The following is a 19,292-nucleotide window of genomic DNA, read 5'->3' as shown; positions in this document are numbered from 1 at the left end:
CAACGACAATGGAATGCGGCTACCTGTCGCAGCGTGCACATAACTGTAATACGTTCGTCATAATGGCCGCTTATAACTGTCACGCTCGCACGTCTGCGGGCTCAGGAGTCTGCCGTGAGCTTTACCCCCGCTAATCGTTTGTTCCCCGCAACCCGCCTGCGCCGCAACCGTCGTGACGATTTCTCGCGTCGTCTGGTCCGTGAAAACGTCCTGACAGTCGATGACCTGATCCTGCCGGTATTCGTGCTGGACGGTGAAAACCGTCGCGAAGCGGTGGCTTCGATGCCGGGCGTCGAACGCCTGACCATTGACCTGTTGCTGGAAGAAGCCGCCAAGTGGGTCGAGCTGGGGATTCCGGCGCTGGCGCTGTTCCCGGTAACACCCTCGCAGCTCAAGTCCCTGGACGCCGCCGAAGCGTGGAACCCGCAAGGCATCGCCCAACGCGCGACCCGTGCGCTGCGTGCGCAGTTCCCTGAGCTGGGCGTGATCACCGATGTTGCCCTGGACCCGTTCACCACCCACGGCCAGGACGGCATTCTTGATGAAGAAGGCTACGTGCAGAACGACATCACGGTCGACGCACTGGTCAGGCAAGCCCTGTCCCACGCCGAAGCCGGCGCCCAGGTCGTGGCGCCATCGGACATGATGGACGGCCGCATCCAGGCGATCCGCGAAGCCCTCGAGGTGGCCGGTCACGTCAACGTGCGGATCATGGCCTACTCGGCCAAGTACGCCAGCGCCTATTACGGCCCGTTCCGCGATGCGGTCGGTTCGGCGCTGAACCTGGGCAAGGCCAACAAGGCCTCCTATCAGATGGACCCGGCCAACAGCAACGAAGCCCTGCACGAAGTGGCTGCGGACTTGTCAGAAGGTGCAGACATGGTCATGGTCAAGCCAGGCATGCCGTATCTGGACATCCTGTGCCGGGTAAAAGAAGAATTCAAAGTGCCGACGTTTGTTTATCAAGTCAGCGGCGAATACGCCATGCACATGGCGGCGATCCAGAATGGCTGGTTGAGCGAAGGGGTTATCCTCGAGTCCCTGACCGCTTTCAAACGTGCAGGGGCTGATGGCATCCTGACGTACTTTGCCGTTCGTGCCGCTCAATTGCTACGAGAGCAAAAATAGCCCTCCCAGGAACATTCGATGAATACCGAAGTGCTCACTGAAGTTGCCGTAAAAGACGCCCAACCTGTGGTGGCGCAAGTCGACGAGACCCCGCCGGAGCTGGAGCCAGCTCCGCCTGCGGCGGTCGTCGAAACCGCAGCGCCCGCGCCCGCGCCCGTGGTGGCCATTCCCGGTCTGGATGACAGCAGCCTGTACATCCACCGCGAGCTCTCGCAACTGCAGTTCAACATCCGCGTGCTGGAACAGGCGCTGGACGAGTCCTACCCATTGCTGGAGCGGCTGAAGTTTTTGCTGATCTTCTCCAGCAACCTGGACGAGTTCTTCGAAATTCGTGTCGCCGGCCTCAAGAAGCAGATCACTTTCGCCCGTGAACAGGCTGGCGCCGATGGTCTGCAACCGCATCAGGCCCTGGCTCGCATCAGCGAACTGGTGCACGGTCACGTCGACCGCCAGTACGCGATCCTCAACGACATTCTGTTGCCGGAGCTGGAGAAACATCAGGTCCGCTTCATCCGTCGCCGCAATTGGACGACCAAGCTCAAAACCTGGGTCCGCCGCTATTTCCGCGACGAGATCGCGCCGATCATCACCCCGATCGGCCTTGACCCGACGCACCCGTTCCCGTTGCTGGTGAACAAGAGTCTGAACTTCATCGTCGAGCTCGAAGGTATCGACGCCTTCGGTCGCGACTCCGGTTTGGCGATCATCCCTGCGCCACGCTTGCTGCCGCGCATCATCAAGGTGCCGGAAGAAGTCGGCGGCGCAGGCGACAACTATGTGTTCCTGTCGTCGATGATCCACGCTCACGCCGATGACCTGTTCCAGGGCATGAAGGTCAAGGGCTGCTACCAGTTCCGCCTGACCCGTAACGCCGACCTGGCGCTGGACTCCGAAGATGTAGAAGACCTGGCCCGCGCCTTGCGCGGCGAACTGTTCTCCCGTCGCTATGGTGACGCGGTGCGTCTGGAAGTGGCCGACACCTGTCCGAAGCACCTGTCCGACTACCTGCTCAAGCAGTTCAACCTGAGCGAGACAGAGTTGTATCAGGTCAACGGTCCGGTAAACCTGACGCGGCTGTTCAGCATCACTGGCCTCGACAGCCAGCGCGAGCTGCAATACCTGCCGTTCACCCCGCAGATCCCGAAACTGCTGCAAAACAGCGAGAACATTTTCAGTGTGATCAGCAAGCAGGACATCCTGCTGCTGCACCCGTTCGAGTCGTTCACCCCGGTGGTCGACCTGCTGCGCCAGGCCGCCAAGGACCCGCACGTGTTGGCGGTGCGCCAGACGCTGTACCGTTCTGGCGCCAACTCGGAAATCGTCGATGCACTGGTGGATGCTGCGCGTAACGGTAAGGAAGTCACCGCGGTGATCGAGTTGCGTGCGCGGTTCGATGAAGAATCCAACCTGCAACTGGCCAGCCGTCTGCAAGCGGCCGGTGCGGTAGTGATCTATGGCGTGGTCGGCTTCAAGACACACGCCAAGATGATGCTGATCCTGCGTCGTGAGGCGGGTGAAATCGTGCGTTACGCGCACCTCGGCACGGGCAACTACCACGCCGGCAACGCCCGCCTGTACACCGACTATAGCCTGCTGACTTCCGACGACGCTTTGTGCGAAGACGTCGGCAAACTGTTCAGTCAGTTGATCGGCATGGGCAAGACGCTGCGCATGAAGAAATTGCTGCACGCGCCGTTTACCCTGAAAAAGGGCATGCTCGACATGATTGCCCGCGAAACCCAGTTCGCCCTCGACGGCAAACCGGCGCACATCATCGCCAAATTCAACTCGCTGACCGATCCGAAGATCATCCGCGCGCTGTACAAGGCCAGTCAGTCAGGCGTGCGCATCGATCTGGTGGTGCGTGGCATGTGCTGCCTGCGGCCGGGCATCACCGGGGTTTCCCACAACATCCATGTGCGTTCGATCATTGGCCGCTTCCTGGAACACACTCGGGTCTTCTATTTCCTCAACGGCGGCGACGAGCAGATGTTCCTGTCCAGTGCCGACTGGATGGAGCGCAACCTCGACAAGCGCGTCGAGACTTGCTTCCCGGTGGAAGGCAAGAAGCTGATCATGCGGGTCAAGAAAGAGTTGGAGATGTATCTGACCGATAACACCCACAGCTGGAGCCTGCAGTCGGACGGTCGTTACGTGCGGAACACACCGACCGGCAACCAGAATCCGCGCAGTGCCCAGGCGACATTGCTGGAGCGTTTGGGCAGCCCGATCCTGGCTGTTCGTTAACGCATAAAACCTGTAGGAGCGAGCCTGCTCGCGATAGCGGAGTGTCAGTTGACATCAATGTTGGCTGACTTGACGCCATCGCGAGCAGGCTCGCTCCTACAGGGTTAGTGGCGTCTGCTGAATTGCGGACACAAAAAAGGCCTTCCGAAGAAGGCCTTTTTCAATTTCAACGTGCGTTCAGCACAATATCGACGCGAGTGAGCCATTCCGCTTCGATGGCGAAGTCGGCCTGGGTCAGCTGGTTTTCGTCCAGCCAGTTCTCCGGGAACACCACTTCCAGGCTATTGCCATAGGCGTTCAGTTCCACCTGGGGCATTTGCTGGGTGCCACGGATGTGGTGGAACAGGATCGCAAAGCGCAGCAGCACGCACAGGCGAATCAGCTTGATGCCGTCGTCGCCGAAATCGGCGAACTTGTCCTTGGGAATATTGCGGCGGTGGCCGCGCACCAGTAGTGCGAGCATCAACTGGTCTTCGCGGGAGAACCCGGCGAGGTCGGAGTGTTCGATCAGGTAGGCGCCGTGCTTGTGGTACTGATAGTGAGCAATGTCCAGGCCCACTTCATGGACCTTGGCCGCCCAGCCGAGCAGTTCGCGCCAGACGCCGTCTTCCAGATCCCAGTCCGCGGCCACCTGATCGAACGCATGCAGCGCCTTGCGCTCGACCCGTACCGCTTGCTCTTGATCGACGTGGTAGCGCTCCATCAGCGAAGTGAGGGTGCGCTCGCGCACGTCTTCGTGATGATGGCGGCCCAGCAGGTCATAGAGCACGCCTTCGCGCAGGGCACCTTCGCAGTGATCCATGCGTTGCAGTTCGAGGGAATCGAAGATTGCTTCGAGGATCGCCAGGCCGGCGGGGAAAATCGCCCGGCGATCCGGTTTGATTCCTTCGAAATCGATTTTCTCGACATCGCCCAGCTTGATCAGTTTGCGCTTGAGCCAGGCCAGGCCTTCGGCATTGACCTCGCCGGTGCCGTGACCGCCAGCCTTCAGCGCCAGACCGATGGCGCGGATGGTGCCCGAGGAGCCGATGGCTTCATCCCAGGTCAGGCGGTGCAGGGCGTGCTCGATGCTCATGATCTCCAGCCGCGCCGCGGTGTATGCCTGGGCGTAACGGGCCGGGGTGATCTTGCCGTCCTTGAAATAGCGCTGGGTGTAGCTGACGCAACCCATCTGCAGGCTTTCGCGCAGCAGCGGTTCGAAACGCTGGCCAATGATGAATTCGGTACTGCCGCCGCCGATGTCGGCCACCAGGCGCTTGCCCGGGGTGTCGGCGAGGGTATGGGACACGCCGAGGTAGATCAGGCGCGCCTCTTCACGACCGGAGATGACTTCCACCGGGTGGCCGAGGATTTCTTCGGCGCGACGGATGAATTCGGCGCGGTTGCGGGCTTCACGCAAGGCGTTGGTGCCGACGATGCGAACGGCGCCGGTGGGCATACCGCTGATCAGTTGGGCGAAGCGCTTGAGGCAGTCGAGCCCGCGCTGCATCGATTCTTCGTTGAGATGGCGCTCTTCGTCGATGCCGGCGGCCAGCTGAACCTTCTCCCCGAGACGCTCGAGAATACGGATCTCGCCGTTCTGGGCCTTGGCCACGACCATGTGAAAGCTGTTGGAGCCCAGGTCGATTGCGGCGATCAGGGACAGATTCTTGGCTTGGGATTGCGGCATGGTCAGGGGTCTCGGTCGATAACCTCGACATCGTGCCACGATCAAAGGCTGCCGCCAACGCGTAGTGTTCAAAGCCTTGATCCAGTGCATGCAAACGGGTGACCGCTGCGCGGTCAATCGCGAGCAGGCTCGCTCCCACAGGGTTTCTATGTTGCCACCTATCCCGTGTACAACGCTGAACCACTGTGGGAGCGAGCCTGCTCGCGAAAAGGGTATGACAGGCGCTGAAGGACTGTCAGCCCGCCGCCTCAACCGTCCCGATGAAATTCGCCAGCTCCGCCGTCTGCGGCCTGGCGAACAACACCTTCGGATCGCCTGTTTCATGCACCTTGCCCTGGTGCATGAACACCAACTTGTCCCCAACCTCGCGGGCGAAGCGCATTTCGTGGGTGACCATGATCAGCGTCATGCCTTCCCTGGCCAGTTGCCGAACCACGCTCAGCACTTCATTGACCAGCTCCGGGTCCAGGGCCGAGGTGATTTCATCGCACAGCAGCACTTTCGGCGACATCGCCAGGGCACGGGCAATCGCCACCCGCTGTTGCTGCCCGCCGGACAGTCGATCCGGGAAGGCATCGAATTTTTCCCCCAACCCGACCCGCTCCAGCATCTGTCGCGCCAGTTCGGCGGCCTGTGCCTTGGGCACCTTCTGCACCACTTGCGGCGCGAGCATCACGTTCTCGCCCACGGTCAGGTGCGGGAACAGGTTGAACTGCTGAAACACCATGCCGACCTTCTGCCGCAGGCTGCGCAGGTCGGCGCGGGCGGCGTCGAGGTACTCGCCGTCGACTTCGATCACGCCGTCGTTGATCGACTCCAGGCCGTTGAGGGTGCGCAGCAGGGTGGACTTGCCCGAGCCGCTGCGGCCGATGATCGCCACCACCTGGCCTTCCTCGACACTCAGGTCGATGCCTTTGAGCACATGGTGATCGCCGTAGTACTTATGCAGGGCGGAAATTCTAAGCAGAGGCATGCAGTCTCCTTTCCAGGTAGCGCGCACTGAGCGACAAGGGATAACAGAGCAGGAAATAGCCGAGAGCGACGAGGCCATAGACCATGAAGGGTTCGAAGGTGGCGTTGGCGAGCATGCCGCCAGTCTTGGTCAGTTCGGTGAAACCGATGATCGAGGTAACGGCGGTGCCTTTGACCACTTGCACGGAGAAGCCCACAGTCGGCGCCACGGCGATACGCAGGGCTTGTGGCAGGATCACGTAGCGCAGTTGCTCCAGCGGGTTCAGCGCCAGGCTCGACGAGGCTTCCCACTGGCCGTTGGGAATCGACTCGACGCAACCGCGCCAGATCTCCGCCAGGTAAGCGCTGGTGAACAGCGTCAGTGCGATCGCCGCCGCCATCCATGGCGAAATCTCCACCCCGGCCAGCGCCACGCCAAAAAACACCAGGAACAGCTGCATCAAGAGCGGCGTGCCCTGGAACAGTTCGATGTAAGTGCGAGCGAAACTGCGCGGCAGGGATTTATCCGAGATGCGCATGACCATGATCAGCAAGCCGATCAATCCGCCACCAATGAACGCCACCAGCGACAGCGCCAGCGTCCATTGCAGGCCGGTGAGCAGGTTGCGCACGATGTCCCAGAAGGTGAAATCGCTCATTGGCTGTTCCTCGCGATAAACCGATGCCCGATCCAGTTCAGCAATTGGCGGATCAGCAGCGCCATGCACAGATAGAGCAGCGTGGTCAGGGCGTAGGTTTCAAAGGCTCGGAAGTTGCGCGATTGAATGAAGTTGGCCGCGAAGCTCAGCTCTTCAGTGGCAATCTGTGAACACACCGCCGAGCCGAGCATCACGATGATGATCTGGCTGCTCAGGGCTGGCCAGACCTTACCCAGCGCCGGCAGCAGCACTACGTGACGGAAGGCTTCGAAACGTGTCATCGCCAACGCCGCCGCGGCTTCCAGCTGACCCCGTGGGATCGCCTGGATGCCAGCGCGGATAATCTCGGTCGAATAGGCGCCGAGGTTGATGACCATCGCCAGTACCGCCGCCTGCCATTCGGAAATCTGCACGCCCAGGGACGGCAAGCCGAAGAAGATGAAAAACAACTGCACCAGAAATGGCGTGTTGCGGATCGACTCGACATAGACCGCGAAAATCCCCGCGAAAGGCCGGATGTTCCACGCTCGCACCAGTGCCCCGACGATACCCAGGCCCACCCCAAGCACCGCGCCGATGGCGGTCAGCTCAAGGGTGAACAACGCACCGCGCAGCAACAGGTCGGTGTTGTTCACCACCGGTAGGAAATCGAACTGATAAGCCATAAAACGTCTCCAGCGCGCCGAATCAGAGATCGGCCGGCAGCGGTTCTTTCAGCCAGGTCAGGGCGTTTTTCTCCAGTGCGCCGTCGCTCTTGGCGGTGACGAGGATCTGGTTGACCTTATCCAGCAGCGCCGGCTCGTTCTTGTTAACGCCGATGTAGACCGGCGAATCCTTGAGCTTCACTTTCAGTGCCGGCACGCGTTTCGGGCTCTTCTCGCTGATGGCGACCATCACCACGTTGCCGCTGGCGATCAGGTCGACCTGGCCCGCCAGATACGCAGCGATGGTCGAGTTGTTGTCTTCGAAGCGTTTGATGGTCACGCCTTCGGGGGCGACCTTGGTCAGCTCGATGTCTTCGATGGCGCCGCGGGTGACGCTGATGGTCTTGCCCTTGAGATCGTCCAGACCGTTGATGCTGGCGTCTGGCGGACCGAACACGGCGAGGTAGAACGGCGCGTAGGCGCGGGAGAAGTCGATGACTTTTTCGCGCTCCGGGTTCTTGCCGAGGCTGGAGATCACCAGGTCGACCTTGCCGGTGGTGAGGAACGGGATGCGGTTGGTGCTGTTGACCGGCGTCAGTTCGAGTTTGACCTTGAGCTGGTCGGCCAGCAGTTTCGCGGTGTCGATGTCGAGCCCCCGGGGTTGCATGTCCGGGCCGACCGAGCCGAAGGGCGGGAAGTCCTGGGGCACGGCGACCTTGAGGACTCCGCGCTTGACCACATCGTCCAGACCGTCGGCGTGGGCGGGGACCTGGCTCAGCAGCAGGCTGGCAAACAGGGCAGCGAGGAGGGCGCGGTAACGCTGGGTCATGGCAAATCTCCGGATCGGCGAGGAGTGATTTCTGCGGATCGACAGAGCATGGGCCATGCCAACTTAGGGTTTTGAGGGCGCCAGGGCGCGGTTTTGCTGGTGTCGAACGGTCTTACTGGTCTGAACAGTCAGGTTGTATTTCGCACCCCGATAGCGCAGCCAGGAAAATTGCCGAACCCCCATGGGGCACGACTTGCCGGGCGTCGTGAATAGCTTTACAACTGGGCGCACATTGTCCTGGTTCGTTTGGAAAACCATGAATTCGATCTCCCGTGCCGTACCTGAAGTGGCGCTGCAGGCCATCCGCAAACTGATTACCGAGCAGGGCTTCGGGCCGGGGGATGCCTTGCCCTCGCAACGGGAACTGGCGGTGCAATTGGGGGTTAGTCGGGCATCGTTGCGCGAGGCGTTGTCATCGTTGAGTGCGCTGGGCGTGATCAGCATCCAGCCGGGCAAAGGCGTGTTCGTGCAGGCGCCGGTGGAGCTGCCGCGAGGCGAGGCAGCGCCAGGCTGGCCGTTCGCGGCGCAGGCTTCGCCGCTGGATATCTTCCAGTTGCGCTACGCGCTGGAGGGGTTTGCCGCGGGGCTGGCGGCCATGACATTGAGCATCGATGAGCTCGATGCGCTGGAAGACAATGTCGCCGCCATGCGCAATGAACTGAAAGCCGCCGATTTCGAAGCGGCGGCGCGGCTGGACTTTGAGTTCCACCGACGCATCCTGCTGGCCAGCGGCAATCAGGCGATGCTGAGTATCCTGACCGCCAGTGCCGACATCTTCCTGGAGAGTCAGAAGCTACCGTTCATCCGGGCCGAGCGGGCCATGGAAACCTGGCAGGAACACCGCAAGATCCTTCGCGCGCTGGCTCGCCGAGCCTCTGGCGCCGCGCAAAAGGCCATGCAAGAGCACGTACGCAATGCCGCGTTACGTACCGGAATCGCGTTCATCGCTCCCGTCACTTCATGACCTGAGCTATACCCAAACTCATGGAACACCATAGCGAGACTCAATCAACTGCACCTTCCTGAACGAGGTAAGGACCGCTATGATGGGCCACGTTTTTTTGCTTACAACCCTGGAGAATTCCATGAGCAGCGATCTTATCAAACACGTTAGCGACGCTAGCTTCGAGGCCGACGTACTCAAGGCTGAAGGCGCTGTACTGGTCGATTACTGGGCTGAGTGGTGCGGCCCTTGCAAAATGATCGCTCCTGTTCTGGACGAAATTGCCGAGACCTACAAAGGCAAGCTGACCGTTGCCAAGCTGAACATCGACGAAAACCAGGAAACCCCGGCCAAGCATGGCGTGCGCGGTATCCCGACACTGATGCTGTTCAAGAACGGCAACGTTGAAGCGACCAAGGTCGGCGCACTGTCGAAGTCGCAACTGGCTGCCTTCCTCGACGCCAACATCTAAGCGTCGCTGCAAAGTGTCCTGAAAAAGCCCCGCAATTAGCGGGGCTTTTTGCGTATTCAGGGCTAGACGCTCCTAAACTCAGGTGGTACATTCGGCCCCGCAATGGTTTCTCCATTGCCCCCTGCTAGCCGTCGCCGACGCACTCCTTTTCGAATAAGTACGCGATCCTGTCGCCTTCTCCGCGGCGCGGCCTCATTAAGCCAAAAGCTTAATTTCCCCCCTCCATAAATGATTACGTCATTCCTATATGAATCTGACTGAACTCAAGCAAAAGCCGATTACCGAACTGCTCGAATTGGCCGAACAGATGGGCATAGAAAATATGGCCCGTTCGCGCAAGCAGGACGTGATTTTCTCCCTGCTCAAGAAGCACGCGAAAAGCGGTGAGGAAATCTCCGGTGATGGCGTGCTGGAGATTCTCCAGGACGGCTTCGGCTTCCTGCGCTCCGCTGACGCTTCCTATCTCGCAGGTCCAGACGATATCTACGTCTCGCCGAGCCAGATCCGTCGCTTCAACTTGCGCACCGGTGACACCATCGTTGGCAAGATCCGTCCTCCGAAGGAAGGCGAGCGTTATTTCGCGCTGCTCAAGGTCGACACCATCAACTTCGACCGTCCGGAAAACGCGAAAAACAAGATTCTCTTCGAGAACCTGACCCCGCTGTTCCCGACCGTGCGCATGAAGATGGAAGCCGGCAACGGTTCCACCGAAGACTTGACCGGTCGTGTCATCGACCTGTGCGCCCCGATCGGCAAAGGCCAGCGCGGTCTGATCGTTGCACCGCCGAAAGCCGGCAAGACGATCATGCTGCAGAACATTGCTGCGAACATCGCGCGTAACAATCCTGAAGTTCACCTGATCGTGCTGCTGATCGATGAGCGTCCGGAAGAAGTGACCGAAATGCAGCGCACTGTGCGCGGCGAAGTGGTTGCCTCGACGTTCGACGAGCCGCCAACCCGCCACGTGCAGGTTGCCGAAATGGTGATCGAGAAGGCCAAGCGCCTGGTCGAGCACAAGAAGGACGTGGTGATCCTGCTCGACTCCATCACCCGTCTGGCTCGCGCCTACAACACCGTGATCCCGAGCTCCGGCAAAGTGCTCACCGGTGGTGTCGATGCCCACGCCCTGGAGAAACCGAAGCGTTTCTTCGGCGCTGCGCGGAACATCGAAGAAGGCGGCTCGCTGACCATCATCGCCACCGCGCTGGTAGAAACCGGCTCGAAGATGGACGAAGTGATCTACGAAGAATTCAAAGGCACCGGCAACATGGAGCTGCCGCTGGATCGTCGTATCGCTGAAAAGCGCGTGTTCCCGGCCATCAACATCAACCGTTCCGGCACCCGCCGCGAAGAGTTGTTGACCGCCGACGACGAGCTGCAGCGCATGTGGATTCTGCGCAAACTACTGCATCCGATGGATGAAATCGCTGCCATCGAGTTCCTGGTCGACAAGCTGAAAACGACCAAGACCAACGATGAGTTCTTCCTGTCGATGAAGCGCAAGTAAGTCGAGCAGGCACAAAAAGCCGGGGAAACCCGGCTTTTTGCTATCCGATTTTTGATCAGGTGGCAGTTCGTGGTTCTGAACCGAAGGGTTCGGCGCTAAACTGCCTGCCCCGAACGCCACGGCCAACACGAGGCTCACGCATGCAGTATCGCGACTTGCGCGACTTTATCAGCGGCCTGGAACAGCGCGGTGAACTCAAGCGCATCCAGGTTCCGGTGTCCCCAGTACTGGAAATGACCGAGGTCTGTGACCGCACTTTGCGCGCCAAGGGGCCGGCCCTGCTTTTCGAAAAACCCACCGGTTATGACATCCCCGTGCTCGGCAACCTGTTTGGCACCCCCGAGCGCGTGGCGCTGGGCATGGGCGCCGAGGCGGTCAGCGAACTGCGCGAAATCGGCAAGCTGCTGGCGTTCCTCAAGGAACCCGAGCCACCGAAAGGCCTGAAGGATGCCTGGTCCAAGCTGCCGATCTTCCGCAAGATCATTTCGATGGCGCCGAAAGTCGTCAAGGACGCGGTGTGCCAGGAGGTGGTCATCGAAGGCGACGACGTCGACCTGGCCATGTTGCCGGTGCAGACCTGCTGGCCGGGCGACGTTGGCCCGTTGATCACCTGGGGCCTGACCGTCACCAAAGGCCCGAACAAGGATCGCCAGAACCTCGGCATCTATCGTCAGCAAGTGATCGGTCGCAACAAGGTCATCATGCGCTGGCTGAGCCACCGTGGCGGCGCGCTGGATTACCGCGAATGGTGCGAGAAGCATCCCGGCCAGCCGTTCCCGGTATCCGTGGCATTGGGCGCGGACCCGGCGACCATCCTTGGTGCCGTGACCCCGGTTCCCGATAGCCTTTCCGAATACGCTTTCGCCGGCCTGTTGCGCGGCAACCGCACCGAGCTGGTGAAATGCCGCGGCAATGACCTGCAAGTGCCGGCCACCGCCGAAATCATCCTCGAAGGCGTGATCCATCCAGGCGAAATGGCCGATGAAGGCCCGTACGGCGACCACACCGGTTACTACAACGAAGTCGACAGCTTCCCGGTATTCACTGTCGAGCGCATCACCCACCGGATCAAACCGATCTACCACAGCACCTACACCGGTCGTCCACCGGATGAACCGGCGATTCTCGGCGTTGCGCTGAACGAAGTGTTCGTGCCGATCCTGCAGAAGCAGTTCCCGGAGATCACCGATTTCTACTTGCCGCCCGAAGGCTGCTCGTACCGCATGGCCATCGTGACCATGAAGAAGTCGTATCCGGGCCACGCCAAGCGGGTAATGCTGGGTGTCTGGTCGTTTTTGCGACAGTTCATGTACACCAAGTTCGTTATCGTCACCGACGACGATATCAACGCCCGGGACTGGAACGACGTGATCTGGGCCATCACCACGCGCATGGACCCCAAGCGCGATACGGTGATGATCGACAACACGCCGATCGACTACCTGGATTTCGCTTCGCCGGTGTCCGGCCTGGGCTCGAAAATGGGCCTCGATGCCACACATAAATGGCCGGGCGAAACCACCCGCGAGTGGGGCCGGGTCATCGTCAAGGACGATGCCGTGACCCAGCGGATCGATGCCATCTGGAATCAGTTAGGAATAGATTGATGCGTGTAACCTTGCAGCCCTCCGGAGCAGTGCTTGAGATATTGTCCGGCGAGCGGATTCTCGATGGCGCACGACGTCTGGGCTACGAATGCCCGCAAAGCTGCCGCAACGGCAATTGCCACGTGTGCGCCGCGCTGCTGGTGGAAGGTCGGGTCGAGCAGGCCGGCAATGTGCGTGATCATGGCGAGTTCTACACTTGCATAGCGGAGCCGCTGGAAGACTGCATCGTGCTGTGGGATGGCGTGCTCGCCTTGGGAGAACTGCCGGTGCGCAGCGTGTCGTGTCAGGTCATTGAGTGCAAGGACGTGGGCGGCGACACCTGGCGCGTGCGTCTGCGGGCTCCGGCCGGTAAACCGCCGCGCTACCACGCCGGTCAGTACCTGATGATCGAACGCGAGAACGGCGAAAAGTCCGCCTTCTCCCTCGCCTCGGCACCGCATGCGGGACGCGACCTGGAAATCCACGTACTGGCGCGTGAAACCAGTGCGCTGAGTCTGATCGAACAGCTTCAGCGCAACAGCATGGTGCGGGTCGAGTTGCCGTTTGGCGATACCCACCTGGAAGAGTTGCCGGACGGTCCTCTCGTGTTGATCGCTGCTGGCACCGGTATGGGCCAGATCCACGGCCTGATCGAACATTGTCGGGCCTCGGGTTTCAAACATCCGGTGCATCTGTATTGGGGCGTGCGTCGTCCTGAAGACTTTTATCAGGTCGAGCATTGGGATGAATGGCTGAAACTGCCCAACCTGTTCCTGCACAAGGTCGTCAGCGATCAATGCGACTGGGAAGGGCGTTGCGGTATGTTGCATGAAGCAGTCTGTGAAGACTTCCCTGACCTCAAGCCGCTGCACGTGTACGCCAGCGGCTCTCCGGCCATGGTCTACGGCACGCTGGATGCGCTGGTGGAAGCGGGAATGGATGCGCATCAGATGCGTGCCGACGTTTTTGCCTACGCGCCACGCTCGTAGGTCAGCGTGGGATCAGAAGCGCACGCCAGTGGTCACCATGGCGGCGTTGAAGCCGAGCAACACCAGCTCGGCTGCCACCGGCCCGTAATGTGCGCCCAGTGAGGGGATGATCACCGGTGCGACCCCGAAGCGATTCAGGGGGATCTTGTCCTTATGTTTGCCACGGTAGCCTTCCAGCAGGCCGCCCGTGAATTTGATATACACGGGATAGGAGGCGCTTTCGTAGCGTTTACCCGCGTAGACATAATGTGAGCGCTGACTGTACGAATTGCGAAAAGTGGCAGCGCCAAACAGCCAGTCGGACGCGTCGATACGTTCAAGACCAATCAGATCCTGATTGTTGTTGTGCCTGGGGTCGGGCGAATAGTGCTTCGTATAAACACTGGTCTGCAAATACCAGGAGCCGGTGTCCTTCGAGCTTGCATGCTGTGCCAGCGCCAATGGCGCCAAGACCATCGACAGCACTGCGTAAAACCATGGTTTTTTCATTGGCGGCCCCCTGTGAAGGCAGTCTGGCTTGCGCCTGTGTGGCTGTTATACGCGACGCTCGATGGGGGCCAGAAGGCGGCAAATCCGAAGGGGGAGTAGGACGTTTCTGATAAGCGGCTTTATTCCCGGAAGGACTCAATGCTTATACATATTTCATTATGGTATTTAAGATATTTGCAGAATGACATTAGGGTATATAAACAGTGAGGCAAATGTCCTTTATCACTTTTCGTTTTACCTTTACTGCTATATGTTCTATTACATTAATAGTGCATTACATTTTGTAATGCTTGCGGGGCCGAACAACTGTTGCCATGAGCGCCATTGAATCTGCTTTTTTGAATCTGGCTTACCCTCCGCGGCTCGATCTGGGGCCGCAGCTCACTCATGAACAATTGCTCAGCTCGATGCAATCGACCATGGCGCGCCACAAGGGCGGGCCGGTCTGGTTGTTTGCGTATGGTTCGCTGATCTGGCGCCCTGAATGCACGGCGGTTGAGCGGGTTCGCGGCCGGGTGCATGGCTACCATCGCGGGTTGTACCTGTGGTCCCACGAACATCGCGGCACACCGGAAATGCCCGGCCTGGTGTTTGGCCTGGATCGCGGCGGTTCTTGCAGCGGTTTCGCCTATCGCTTGCCCGAAGAGCAACTCGAAGCATCGCTTTACGCACTTTGGCAGCGCGAGATGCCATTCCCTTCCTACCGCCCGCACTGGCTCAACTGCCGTCTCGAAGATGGCAGCCAGGTACAGGCATTGGGTTTTGTGCTGGAGCGACACCTGCCCAGCTATGCCGGCAACTTGCCGGACCATGTGCTGAGCCATGTGTTCGAAAACGCCTGCGGGCGCTACGGCAGCACTCGCGATTATGTCGAGCAGACCGCGCACGCCCTGCGCAGCCACGCCATGCCAGACCGGAATCTGGAGGCGCGGCTCAAGCGCTGTAAATCGAAGTCTGACCAGACGAATGTCGCGCGGCCCTGACTGGAGACGGGTTCGCAACACATGAGCTTTTTGCCTGAAGATCTTCGCCAGTTGCTTTGATCTACGTACCAATAAAGAGCGATCTGAATGACGTCTTTCGAAGTTCAGATCGCTTGCCTCGCTCAGCGAACCTGCACAACAACCTTCCCGACCGCCTTGCGCTGACCAAGATCATTGATGGCCTGCGCCGCATTGCCCAGCGGATACACCTGCGACACCAGCGGTTTCAATTTGCCTTCGGCAAACCAGCCGAACAGTTGCTGGAAGTTGGCAGCGTTGTCCTGTGGCTGGCGTTGGGCGAAGGAGCCCCAGAACACACCGAGCACCGCTGCACCCTTGAGCAGTGCCAGGTTCACCGGCAATTCGGGGATGCGCCCGCTGGCGAAACCGACCACCAGTAGGCGGCCGTTCCAGGCGATGGCGCGGATGGCCTGGTCGAACAGGTCGCCGCCGACCGGGTCGTAGATCACGTCAGCACCCTGGCCGTCGGTCAGGCGCTTGATTTCGTCCTTCAGGCTGGTTTCGCTGTAGTTGATCAGTTCGTCGGCGCCGGCGGCCTTGGCCACGGCGAGTTTCTCTGCGCTGCTGGCTGCGGCGATCACCCGGGCGCCCATGGCTTTGCCGATTTCCACCGCCGCCAGGCCGACACCGCCGGAGGCACCAAGCACCAGCAGGGTTTCGCCCTGTTGCAGGTTGCCGCGCTGCTTGAGGGCGTGCATCGAGGTTCCGTAGGTCATGCTGAAGGCGGCGGCGGTGTTGAAGTCCATGGACGGCGGGATCGGCAACACGTTGTAGCCTGGCACGGCGACCTGTTCGGCAAAGCTGCCCCAGCCGGTCAGGGCCATGACCCGGTCACCGACTTTCAAGTGGCTGACCTTTTCGCCCACAGCGCTGACCACACCAGACGCTTCGCCGCCCGGAGAGAACGGGAAGGGTGGCTTGAACTGGTATTTGCCCTCGATGATCAACGTGTCGGGGAAGTTGACCCCGGCGGCGTGCACGTCCAGCAGGATTTCATTCTTCTTCGCGGCAGGACTGGCGACGTCTTCCAGCACCAGCGATTCGGCAGGGCCGAAGGCTTTGCACAGCACGGCTTTCATCAGGGCTATTCCTTTGGGAGTGATGGCCGATAAGTGTAGGTGTGTGAGTTGATGGGTCAACGAGCATGCCTGGCCCTGATAGTCAGCCATAAGCTTGTGCCTGCGTGACGGGTTGTTATGCCAGGCCGTAAACCGGATAAGGAGCGAATTTTGAAAGCGTGGATCATGTTGATGCTGGCCCTGTCTCTGCCTGTGACAGCGGTGGCCGAAGAAGCCAAAGAAGATGCAGCTGCGAAGGTCAGTTACATCACCCTGAGCCCGCCGTTCGTGGGTAACTACGGGCTGGACGGCACGCCGAAACTGAAGGTTTACAAGGCCGATGTGGCGTTGCGGGTGACCGGTGACGAGGCGGCCAAAGCGGTGAAGGCCAATGAGCCGTTGATCCGCAATCAATTGGTTGCCCTGTTCGCCCAGCAGACCACCGAGACGATGAACAATGTCGAGGCCAAGGAAAAGCTGCGTCAGGAAGCCCTCAAGCAGACCCAACAGATCATGAATGATGAAACCGGTAAGCCGGTGGTTGAGGATCTGTTGTTCAACAACTTGATCATTCAGTAAGAACTCTGCTGTCCGGGCCGGCCTCTTCGCGGGCAAGCCCGCTCCCACAGTGGGTTTGTGTTGAAATACAATCAAATGTTCGCCACAGAACCCTGTGGGAGCGGGCTTGCCCGCGAAGAGGCCGGCACAGGCGATAAATGACTCAAGGCTTTAAGGCAATCACCGCCGCCCATTGCTCCGGCGTCACCGGCATCACCGACAGCCGCGAACCTTTCTGCACCAGCGGCAACTCGGCCAGCGCCGTCTGCTGCTTCAGGTAATCCAGTTTCAGCACCCGGGCAAAGGTCTCGACATGCGCGACATCGATCGCGCTCCAGGCATTTTTATCCGGGGTGGCCTTCGGGTCAAAATAATGGCTCTCTGGCTCCAGTGCCGTCGGGTCCGAATACGCGGCTTCGACAATTTTGCCGATTCCGGCAATACCAGGCTCGGGGCAGCTGGAATGATAGAAAAAGAACTCGTCCCCCACCGCCATGGCCCGCAGGAAATTGCGTGCCTGATAGTTGCGAACCCCGTCCCAGCGCGCTTTGCCGAGCTTTTCCAGTCCTTTGATCGAGAGTTCGTCGGGCTCGGATTTCATCAGCCAGTAGGCCATGTCTGTTGCTCCTTGCGAGGTGATTGAGCAGCTTGTCGGCGATTTTATGACAAACCGACAGTCGGTTGACGTCAGCATTTGCGCAGCGGTTCACGTTGTCGCAAAATGCCGGCCTTTAAAGCTTGACGCTGCTGCACGGCCTACAAACGGAAACCGCTGCTGTCATCGTATAGATATGCCTTTGGGGGGTAATCGATGAAACGCAAACCGGATTTACTATGGATTCTGGTCATTTTGTTTGGCCTTGGCGTCGTGACCACTGGCTATGCCCAAAGCCTGTGGGCCAGCAAGACCGATGCACCCGTCGAACTCGCCCAATTGCAGCAACAGTCGACAGCCTTCAAGCGCTGATCCTGTTGCCTCGGCGTCGCTGATCGAAGTGGCGCCTATCCTGCGTAATACCAGGCCTTGTCCGTCACCGTTCCTTGCAGCGGCACATCCCAGCTTGCCTGAGCCAATCGCTCCACCTTCTGACATTCATGGGCAAGCCCCAACAGCGTCGGCTTGCGCCAGTCGTTTCGTCGCGCCAGGTAGGCCAGGCTCCGATCATAGAAACCGCCGCCCATCCCCAGGCGTCCGCCGACATCGTCAAACCCCACCAAGGGCAACAACACCAGGTCCAGCGCCCAGATCTTGCGTTGCCGGGCGAGGTTGGCCCGTGGCTCGAGAATGCGGAAGCGGTTGGGTTTGAGCTTTTCTCCGGGCCGGATACGCTGGAACACCATTTTGGTTCGCGGCCAGGCGCTCAGCACCGGTAGATAGGTGGCCTTGCCCCGGCGTTGCGCGGCGCGCAGCAACAGGCGCGGATCGATTTCACCGTCGGTCGGCAGGTAGAGCGAGATGTGTCTGGCGCGGCGGAACAGCGGTTGCTGGGCCAATTGCCTGTATAGCCCGCGAGCGGCCTGGCGCTGCTGACTGGGTGTCAGTGCGCGGCGGGCCTTGCGCAGCATGCGTCGAAGTTGCGGGCGAGGGAGCAGCGCAGGTTCGGTCATGTATTCGGGCTTCAGCAATGCGGATACGTGAAGCGTACCCGTAAAAAAGCCAATGCCGGTATCAAAACCGGCATTGGACTGGAATCAGGCTCCCCGAATGTGCCGCTGTCGACTTAGCCCTTGAACCCGAAAGTTCAAGGTGGAAGATGCAGTAGGCTTTAAGGCTTTCCGTCTAGCGGACATGCACACCAGCCCAACGTGCAACCTCCAGGGTATAGCAAATCGGCTCAGGGACATCGCCAACTGGCAAGCACCCCAGGGAGTGAGGGGATTATACCGCAAGCGGCGGCGCGAATCAGCCTTTGGTGACGTCCGGATCGGTGGCAAGCACCAGATCGACGCGATCGAGCAGGTCGCGCACCTGTTCGCGGGTCGAGCCGCTGGCCTGGATATCCGGGCGTTCTTCCTTGTGCAACAGGTCGTGGGTGATGTTCAGCGCAGCCATCACGGCGATACGGTCGGCGCCAATGACTTTGCCGCTGCTGCGGATCTCGCGCATCTTGCCGTCCAGATAACGGGCAGCGCTGATCAGGTTACTGCGCTCTTCCTGAGGGCAGATGATCGAATACTCTTTGTCGAGGATCTGCACGGTGACGCTATTGCTTGAACTCATGAGTCTTGCTCCAGGGCCTTGAGGCGCGAAATCATCGATTCGACCTTACGCCGGGCGATTTCGTTTTTTTCAATGAGGTGCGCGCGTTCCTCGCGCCAGGTTTTTTCCTGAGCTAGTAAGAGTCCGTTTTGACTCTTAAGTTGCTCGACTCGGGTAATCAGCAGTTCGAGTCTGGACATCAGCGCTTGCAGGTCGGTGTCTTCCATTGTCTTCACTGTCTGATGGGTGTTGGACTGTAGGAGCGAGCTTGCTCGCGATGGTCGCCAACGTTAACGCTGGGTCCCTGACACCCCGTGGTGTTCTCGGGTTCATCGCGAGCAAGCTCGCTCCTACAGGGG

General features: G+C 59.9%; 21 protein-coding genes and 1 other RNA gene. 10 read left to right on the top strand and 12 right to left on the bottom strand.

From position 1 onward, the window contains the following. Positions 1–114: 114 nt before the first annotated feature. A complete protein-coding gene (gene hemB, locus ACM6IK_RS19140) occupies positions 115–1,128 on the top strand; it encodes a porphobilinogen synthase (RefSeq protein ID WP_218431653.1) in 1,014 nt (337 codons plus the stop codon). 18 nt (positions 1,129–1,146) lie between these two features. Continuing rightward, positions 1,147–3,375, top strand: coding sequence for a polyphosphate kinase 1 (gene ppk1 / locus ACM6IK_RS19135; protein ID WP_414875588.1), 2,229 nt, complete (start codon positions 1,147–1,149; stop codon positions 3,373–3,375). 166 nt (positions 3,376–3,541) lie between these two features. Here the strand turns inward: ppk1 and ppx are convergent, their stop codons facing one another. The 5 genes from ppx to ACM6IK_RS19110 form a co-directional block, all read right to left on the bottom strand. Next, the gene (gene ppx, locus ACM6IK_RS19130; protein ID WP_414875587.1) at positions 3,542–5,044 is read right to left on the bottom strand and encodes an exopolyphosphatase; all 1,503 of its coding nucleotides are present in this window, start codon (positions 5,042–5,044) and stop codon (positions 3,542–3,544) included. Between the two features lie 235 nt (positions 5,045–5,279). Further along, complete coding sequence (locus tag ACM6IK_RS19125) at positions 5,280–6,017, bottom strand: amino acid ABC transporter ATP-binding protein (protein WP_414875586.1); 738 nt, start codon at positions 6,015–6,017, stop codon at positions 5,280–5,282. Next, a complete protein-coding gene (locus ACM6IK_RS19120; protein ID WP_108217176.1) occupies positions 6,004–6,654 on the bottom strand; it encodes an amino acid ABC transporter permease in 651 nt (216 codons plus the stop codon). The genes ACM6IK_RS19125 and ACM6IK_RS19120 overlap by 14 nt, the downstream gene beginning before the upstream one ends. After that, on the bottom strand, positions 6,651–7,319 hold the full coding sequence (locus tag ACM6IK_RS19115) for an amino acid ABC transporter permease (RefSeq protein WP_414875585.1): 669 nt from the start codon (positions 7,317–7,319) through the stop codon (positions 6,651–6,653). The genes ACM6IK_RS19120 and ACM6IK_RS19115 overlap by 4 nt, the downstream gene beginning before the upstream one ends. 22 nt (positions 7,320–7,341) lie before the next feature. After that, on the bottom strand, positions 7,342–8,127 hold the full coding sequence (locus tag ACM6IK_RS19110) for a transporter substrate-binding domain-containing protein (protein ID WP_414875584.1): 786 nt from the start codon (positions 8,125–8,127) through the stop codon (positions 7,342–7,344). Between the two features lie 256 nt (positions 8,128–8,383). Here ACM6IK_RS19110 and ACM6IK_RS19105 point away from each other — a divergent pair, with 256 nt between their 5' ends. The 5 genes from ACM6IK_RS19105 (at position 8,384) to ACM6IK_RS19085 (ending at position 13,624) form a co-directional block, all read left to right on the top strand. Next, entirely contained in the window at positions 8,384–9,091 is a 708-nt protein-coding gene (locus ACM6IK_RS19105) for a FadR/GntR family transcriptional regulator (RefSeq protein ID WP_414875583.1), read from the top strand. A 121-nt stretch (positions 9,092–9,212) separates the two neighbouring features. Then, the gene (trxA, locus tag ACM6IK_RS19100) at positions 9,213–9,542 is read left to right on the top strand and encodes a thioredoxin TrxA (RefSeq protein WP_003206727.1); all 330 of its coding nucleotides are present in this window, start codon (positions 9,213–9,215) and stop codon (positions 9,540–9,542) included. Between the two features lie 247 nt (positions 9,543–9,789). After that, positions 9,790–11,049: a transcription termination factor Rho gene (gene rho, locus ACM6IK_RS19095; RefSeq protein ID WP_057712815.1), complete on the top strand. Its 1,260-nt coding sequence runs from the start codon at positions 9,790–9,792 to the stop codon at positions 11,047–11,049. A 140-nt stretch (positions 11,050–11,189) separates the two neighbouring features. Then, positions 11,190–12,656 carry a 4-hydroxy-3-polyprenylbenzoate decarboxylase gene (ubiD, locus tag ACM6IK_RS19090; RefSeq protein ID WP_108217171.1) on the top strand — a complete coding sequence of 489 codons (1,467 nt, stop codon included), beginning with the start codon at positions 11,190–11,192 and terminating at the stop codon, positions 12,654–12,656. Then, positions 12,656–13,624: a CDP-6-deoxy-delta-3,4-glucoseen reductase gene (locus tag ACM6IK_RS19085; RefSeq protein WP_414875582.1), complete on the top strand. Its 969-nt coding sequence runs from the start codon at positions 12,656–12,658 to the stop codon at positions 13,622–13,624. Before ubiD ends, ACM6IK_RS19085 begins: the two co-directional genes overlap by 1 nt. A 12-nt stretch (positions 13,625–13,636) precedes the next feature. Here the strand turns inward: ACM6IK_RS19085 and ACM6IK_RS19080 are convergent, their stop codons facing one another. After that, entirely contained in the window at positions 13,637–14,113 is a 477-nt protein-coding gene (locus ACM6IK_RS19080; protein ID WP_414875581.1) for a sn-glycerol-3-phosphate transporter, read from the bottom strand. A gap of 314 nt (positions 14,114–14,427) precedes the next feature. Between ACM6IK_RS19080 and ACM6IK_RS19075 the strand changes: the two genes are divergently transcribed. Continuing rightward, a complete protein-coding gene (locus ACM6IK_RS19075) occupies positions 14,428–15,096 on the top strand; it encodes a gamma-glutamylcyclotransferase (RefSeq protein ID WP_218431644.1) in 669 nt (222 codons plus the stop codon). Between the two features lie 122 nt (positions 15,097–15,218). On the opposite strand, the gene ACM6IK_RS19070 is transcribed toward ACM6IK_RS19075, so the two are convergent. Beyond that, the gene (locus ACM6IK_RS19070) at positions 15,219–16,196 is read right to left on the bottom strand and encodes an NADPH:quinone oxidoreductase family protein (protein WP_414875580.1); all 978 of its coding nucleotides are present in this window, start codon (positions 16,194–16,196) and stop codon (positions 15,219–15,221) included. A 150-nt stretch (positions 16,197–16,346) separates the two neighbouring features. On the opposite strand from ACM6IK_RS19070, the gene ACM6IK_RS19065 reads away from it, so the two are divergent. Further along, a complete protein-coding gene (locus ACM6IK_RS19065; RefSeq protein ID WP_414875579.1) occupies positions 16,347–16,754 on the top strand; it encodes a flagellar basal body-associated protein FliL in 408 nt (135 codons plus the stop codon). Between the two features lie 142 nt (positions 16,755–16,896). Here the strand turns inward: ACM6IK_RS19065 and ACM6IK_RS19060 are convergent, their stop codons facing one another. Beyond that, the gene (locus ACM6IK_RS19060; protein ID WP_414875578.1) at positions 16,897–17,349 is read right to left on the bottom strand and encodes an EVE domain-containing protein; all 453 of its coding nucleotides are present in this window, start codon (positions 17,347–17,349) and stop codon (positions 16,897–16,899) included. A gap of 195 nt (positions 17,350–17,544) precedes the next feature. Here ACM6IK_RS19060 and ACM6IK_RS19055 point away from each other — a divergent pair, with 195 nt between their 5' ends. Beyond that, positions 17,545–17,700 carry a hypothetical protein gene (locus ACM6IK_RS19055; RefSeq protein ID WP_007978897.1) on the top strand — a complete coding sequence of 52 codons (156 nt, stop codon included), beginning with the start codon at positions 17,545–17,547 and terminating at the stop codon, positions 17,698–17,700. A 35-nt stretch (positions 17,701–17,735) separates the two neighbouring features. On the opposite strand, the gene ACM6IK_RS19050 is transcribed toward ACM6IK_RS19055, so the two are convergent. The 4 genes from ACM6IK_RS19050 to ACM6IK_RS19035 all read right to left on the bottom strand — a co-directional run bounded on the left by ACM6IK_RS19050 (position 17,736) and on the right by ACM6IK_RS19035 (position 19,160). After that, positions 17,736–18,341 (bottom strand): 5-formyltetrahydrofolate cyclo-ligase, encoded by a 606-nt coding sequence (locus ACM6IK_RS19050; RefSeq protein ID WP_008004722.1) that lies wholly within the window; start codon positions 18,339–18,341, stop codon positions 17,736–17,738. 86 nt (positions 18,342–18,427) lie between these two features. Further along, positions 18,428–18,606: non-coding RNA, 6S RNA (gene ssrS / locus ACM6IK_RS19045), on the bottom strand. Positions 18,607–18,636: 30 nt separating this feature from the next. Next, a complete protein-coding gene (locus ACM6IK_RS19040) occupies positions 18,637–18,954 on the bottom strand; it encodes a cell division protein ZapA (protein WP_039765346.1) in 318 nt (105 codons plus the stop codon). Beyond that, complete coding sequence (locus tag ACM6IK_RS19035; protein ID WP_218431640.1) at positions 18,951–19,160, bottom strand: TIGR02449 family protein; 210 nt, start codon at positions 19,158–19,160, stop codon at positions 18,951–18,953. The genes ACM6IK_RS19040 and ACM6IK_RS19035 overlap by 4 nt, the downstream gene beginning before the upstream one ends. Positions 19,161–19,292 lie beyond the last annotated feature (132 nt).

The organism is Pseudomonas sp. IT-196MI5, assembly GCF_949767415.1.
GTDB lineage: Bacteria > Pseudomonadota > Gammaproteobacteria > Pseudomonadales > Pseudomonadaceae > Aquipseudomonas.
The sequence above is the reverse complement of the archived record's forward strand: the minus strand, read 5'-3'. Positions and strand labels throughout refer to the sequence as shown.

Bases quoted from the DNA above. Each gene is read 5' to 3' on its own strand.
- ACM6IK_RS19040 (WP_039765346.1), bottom strand. From the start codon at position 18,954: ATGAGTTCAAGCAATAGCGTCACCGTGCAGATCCTCGACAAAGAGTAT.
- ACM6IK_RS19085 (WP_414875582.1), top strand. From the start codon at position 12,656: ATGCGTGTAACCTTGCAGCCCTCCGGAGCAGTGCTTGAGATATTGTCC.
- ACM6IK_RS19035 (WP_218431640.1), bottom strand. From the start codon at position 19,160: ATGGAAGACACCGACCTGCAAGCGCTGATGTCCAGACTCGAACTGCTG.
- rho (WP_057712815.1), top strand. From the start codon at position 9,790: ATGAATCTGACTGAACTCAAGCAAAAGCCGATTACCGAACTGCTCGAA.
- ppk1 (WP_414875588.1), top strand. From the start codon at position 1,147: ATGAATACCGAAGTGCTCACTGAAGTTGCCGTAAAAGACGCCCAACCT.
- ACM6IK_RS19110 (WP_414875584.1), bottom strand. From the start codon at position 8,127: ATGACCCAGCGTTACCGCGCCCTCCTCGCTGCCCTGTTTGCCAGCCTG.
- ACM6IK_RS19115 (WP_414875585.1), bottom strand. From the start codon at position 7,319: ATGGCTTATCAGTTCGATTTCCTACCGGTGGTGAACAACACCGACCTG.
- ACM6IK_RS19055 (WP_007978897.1), top strand. From the start codon at position 17,545: ATGAAACGCAAACCGGATTTACTATGGATTCTGGTCATTTTGTTTGGC.
- ACM6IK_RS19070 (WP_414875580.1), bottom strand. From the start codon at position 16,196: ATGAAAGCCGTGCTGTGCAAAGCCTTCGGCCCTGCCGAATCGCTGGTG.
- ACM6IK_RS19120 (WP_108217176.1), bottom strand. From the start codon at position 6,654: ATGAGCGATTTCACCTTCTGGGACATCGTGCGCAACCTGCTCACCGGC.
- ubiD (WP_108217171.1), top strand. From the start codon at position 11,190: ATGCAGTATCGCGACTTGCGCGACTTTATCAGCGGCCTGGAACAGCGC.
- ACM6IK_RS19050 (WP_008004722.1), bottom strand. From the start codon at position 18,341: ATGACCGAACCTGCGCTGCTCCCTCGCCCGCAACTTCGACGCATGCTG.
- ACM6IK_RS19060 (WP_414875578.1), bottom strand. From the start codon at position 17,349: ATGGCCTACTGGCTGATGAAATCCGAGCCCGACGAACTCTCGATCAAA.
- ACM6IK_RS19075 (WP_218431644.1), top strand. From the start codon at position 14,428: ATGAGCGCCATTGAATCTGCTTTTTTGAATCTGGCTTACCCTCCGCGG.
- ACM6IK_RS19080 (WP_414875581.1), bottom strand. From the start codon at position 14,113: ATGAAAAAACCATGGTTTTACGCAGTGCTGTCGATGGTCTTGGCGCCA.
- ACM6IK_RS19125 (WP_414875586.1), bottom strand. From the start codon at position 6,017: ATGCCTCTGCTTAGAATTTCCGCCCTGCATAAGTACTACGGCGATCAC.
- ACM6IK_RS19105 (WP_414875583.1), top strand. From the start codon at position 8,384: ATGAATTCGATCTCCCGTGCCGTACCTGAAGTGGCGCTGCAGGCCATC.
- ppx (WP_414875587.1), bottom strand. From the start codon at position 5,044: ATGCCGCAATCCCAAGCCAAGAATCTGTCCCTGATCGCCGCAATCGAC.
- trxA (WP_003206727.1), top strand. From the start codon at position 9,213: ATGAGCAGCGATCTTATCAAACACGTTAGCGACGCTAGCTTCGAGGCC.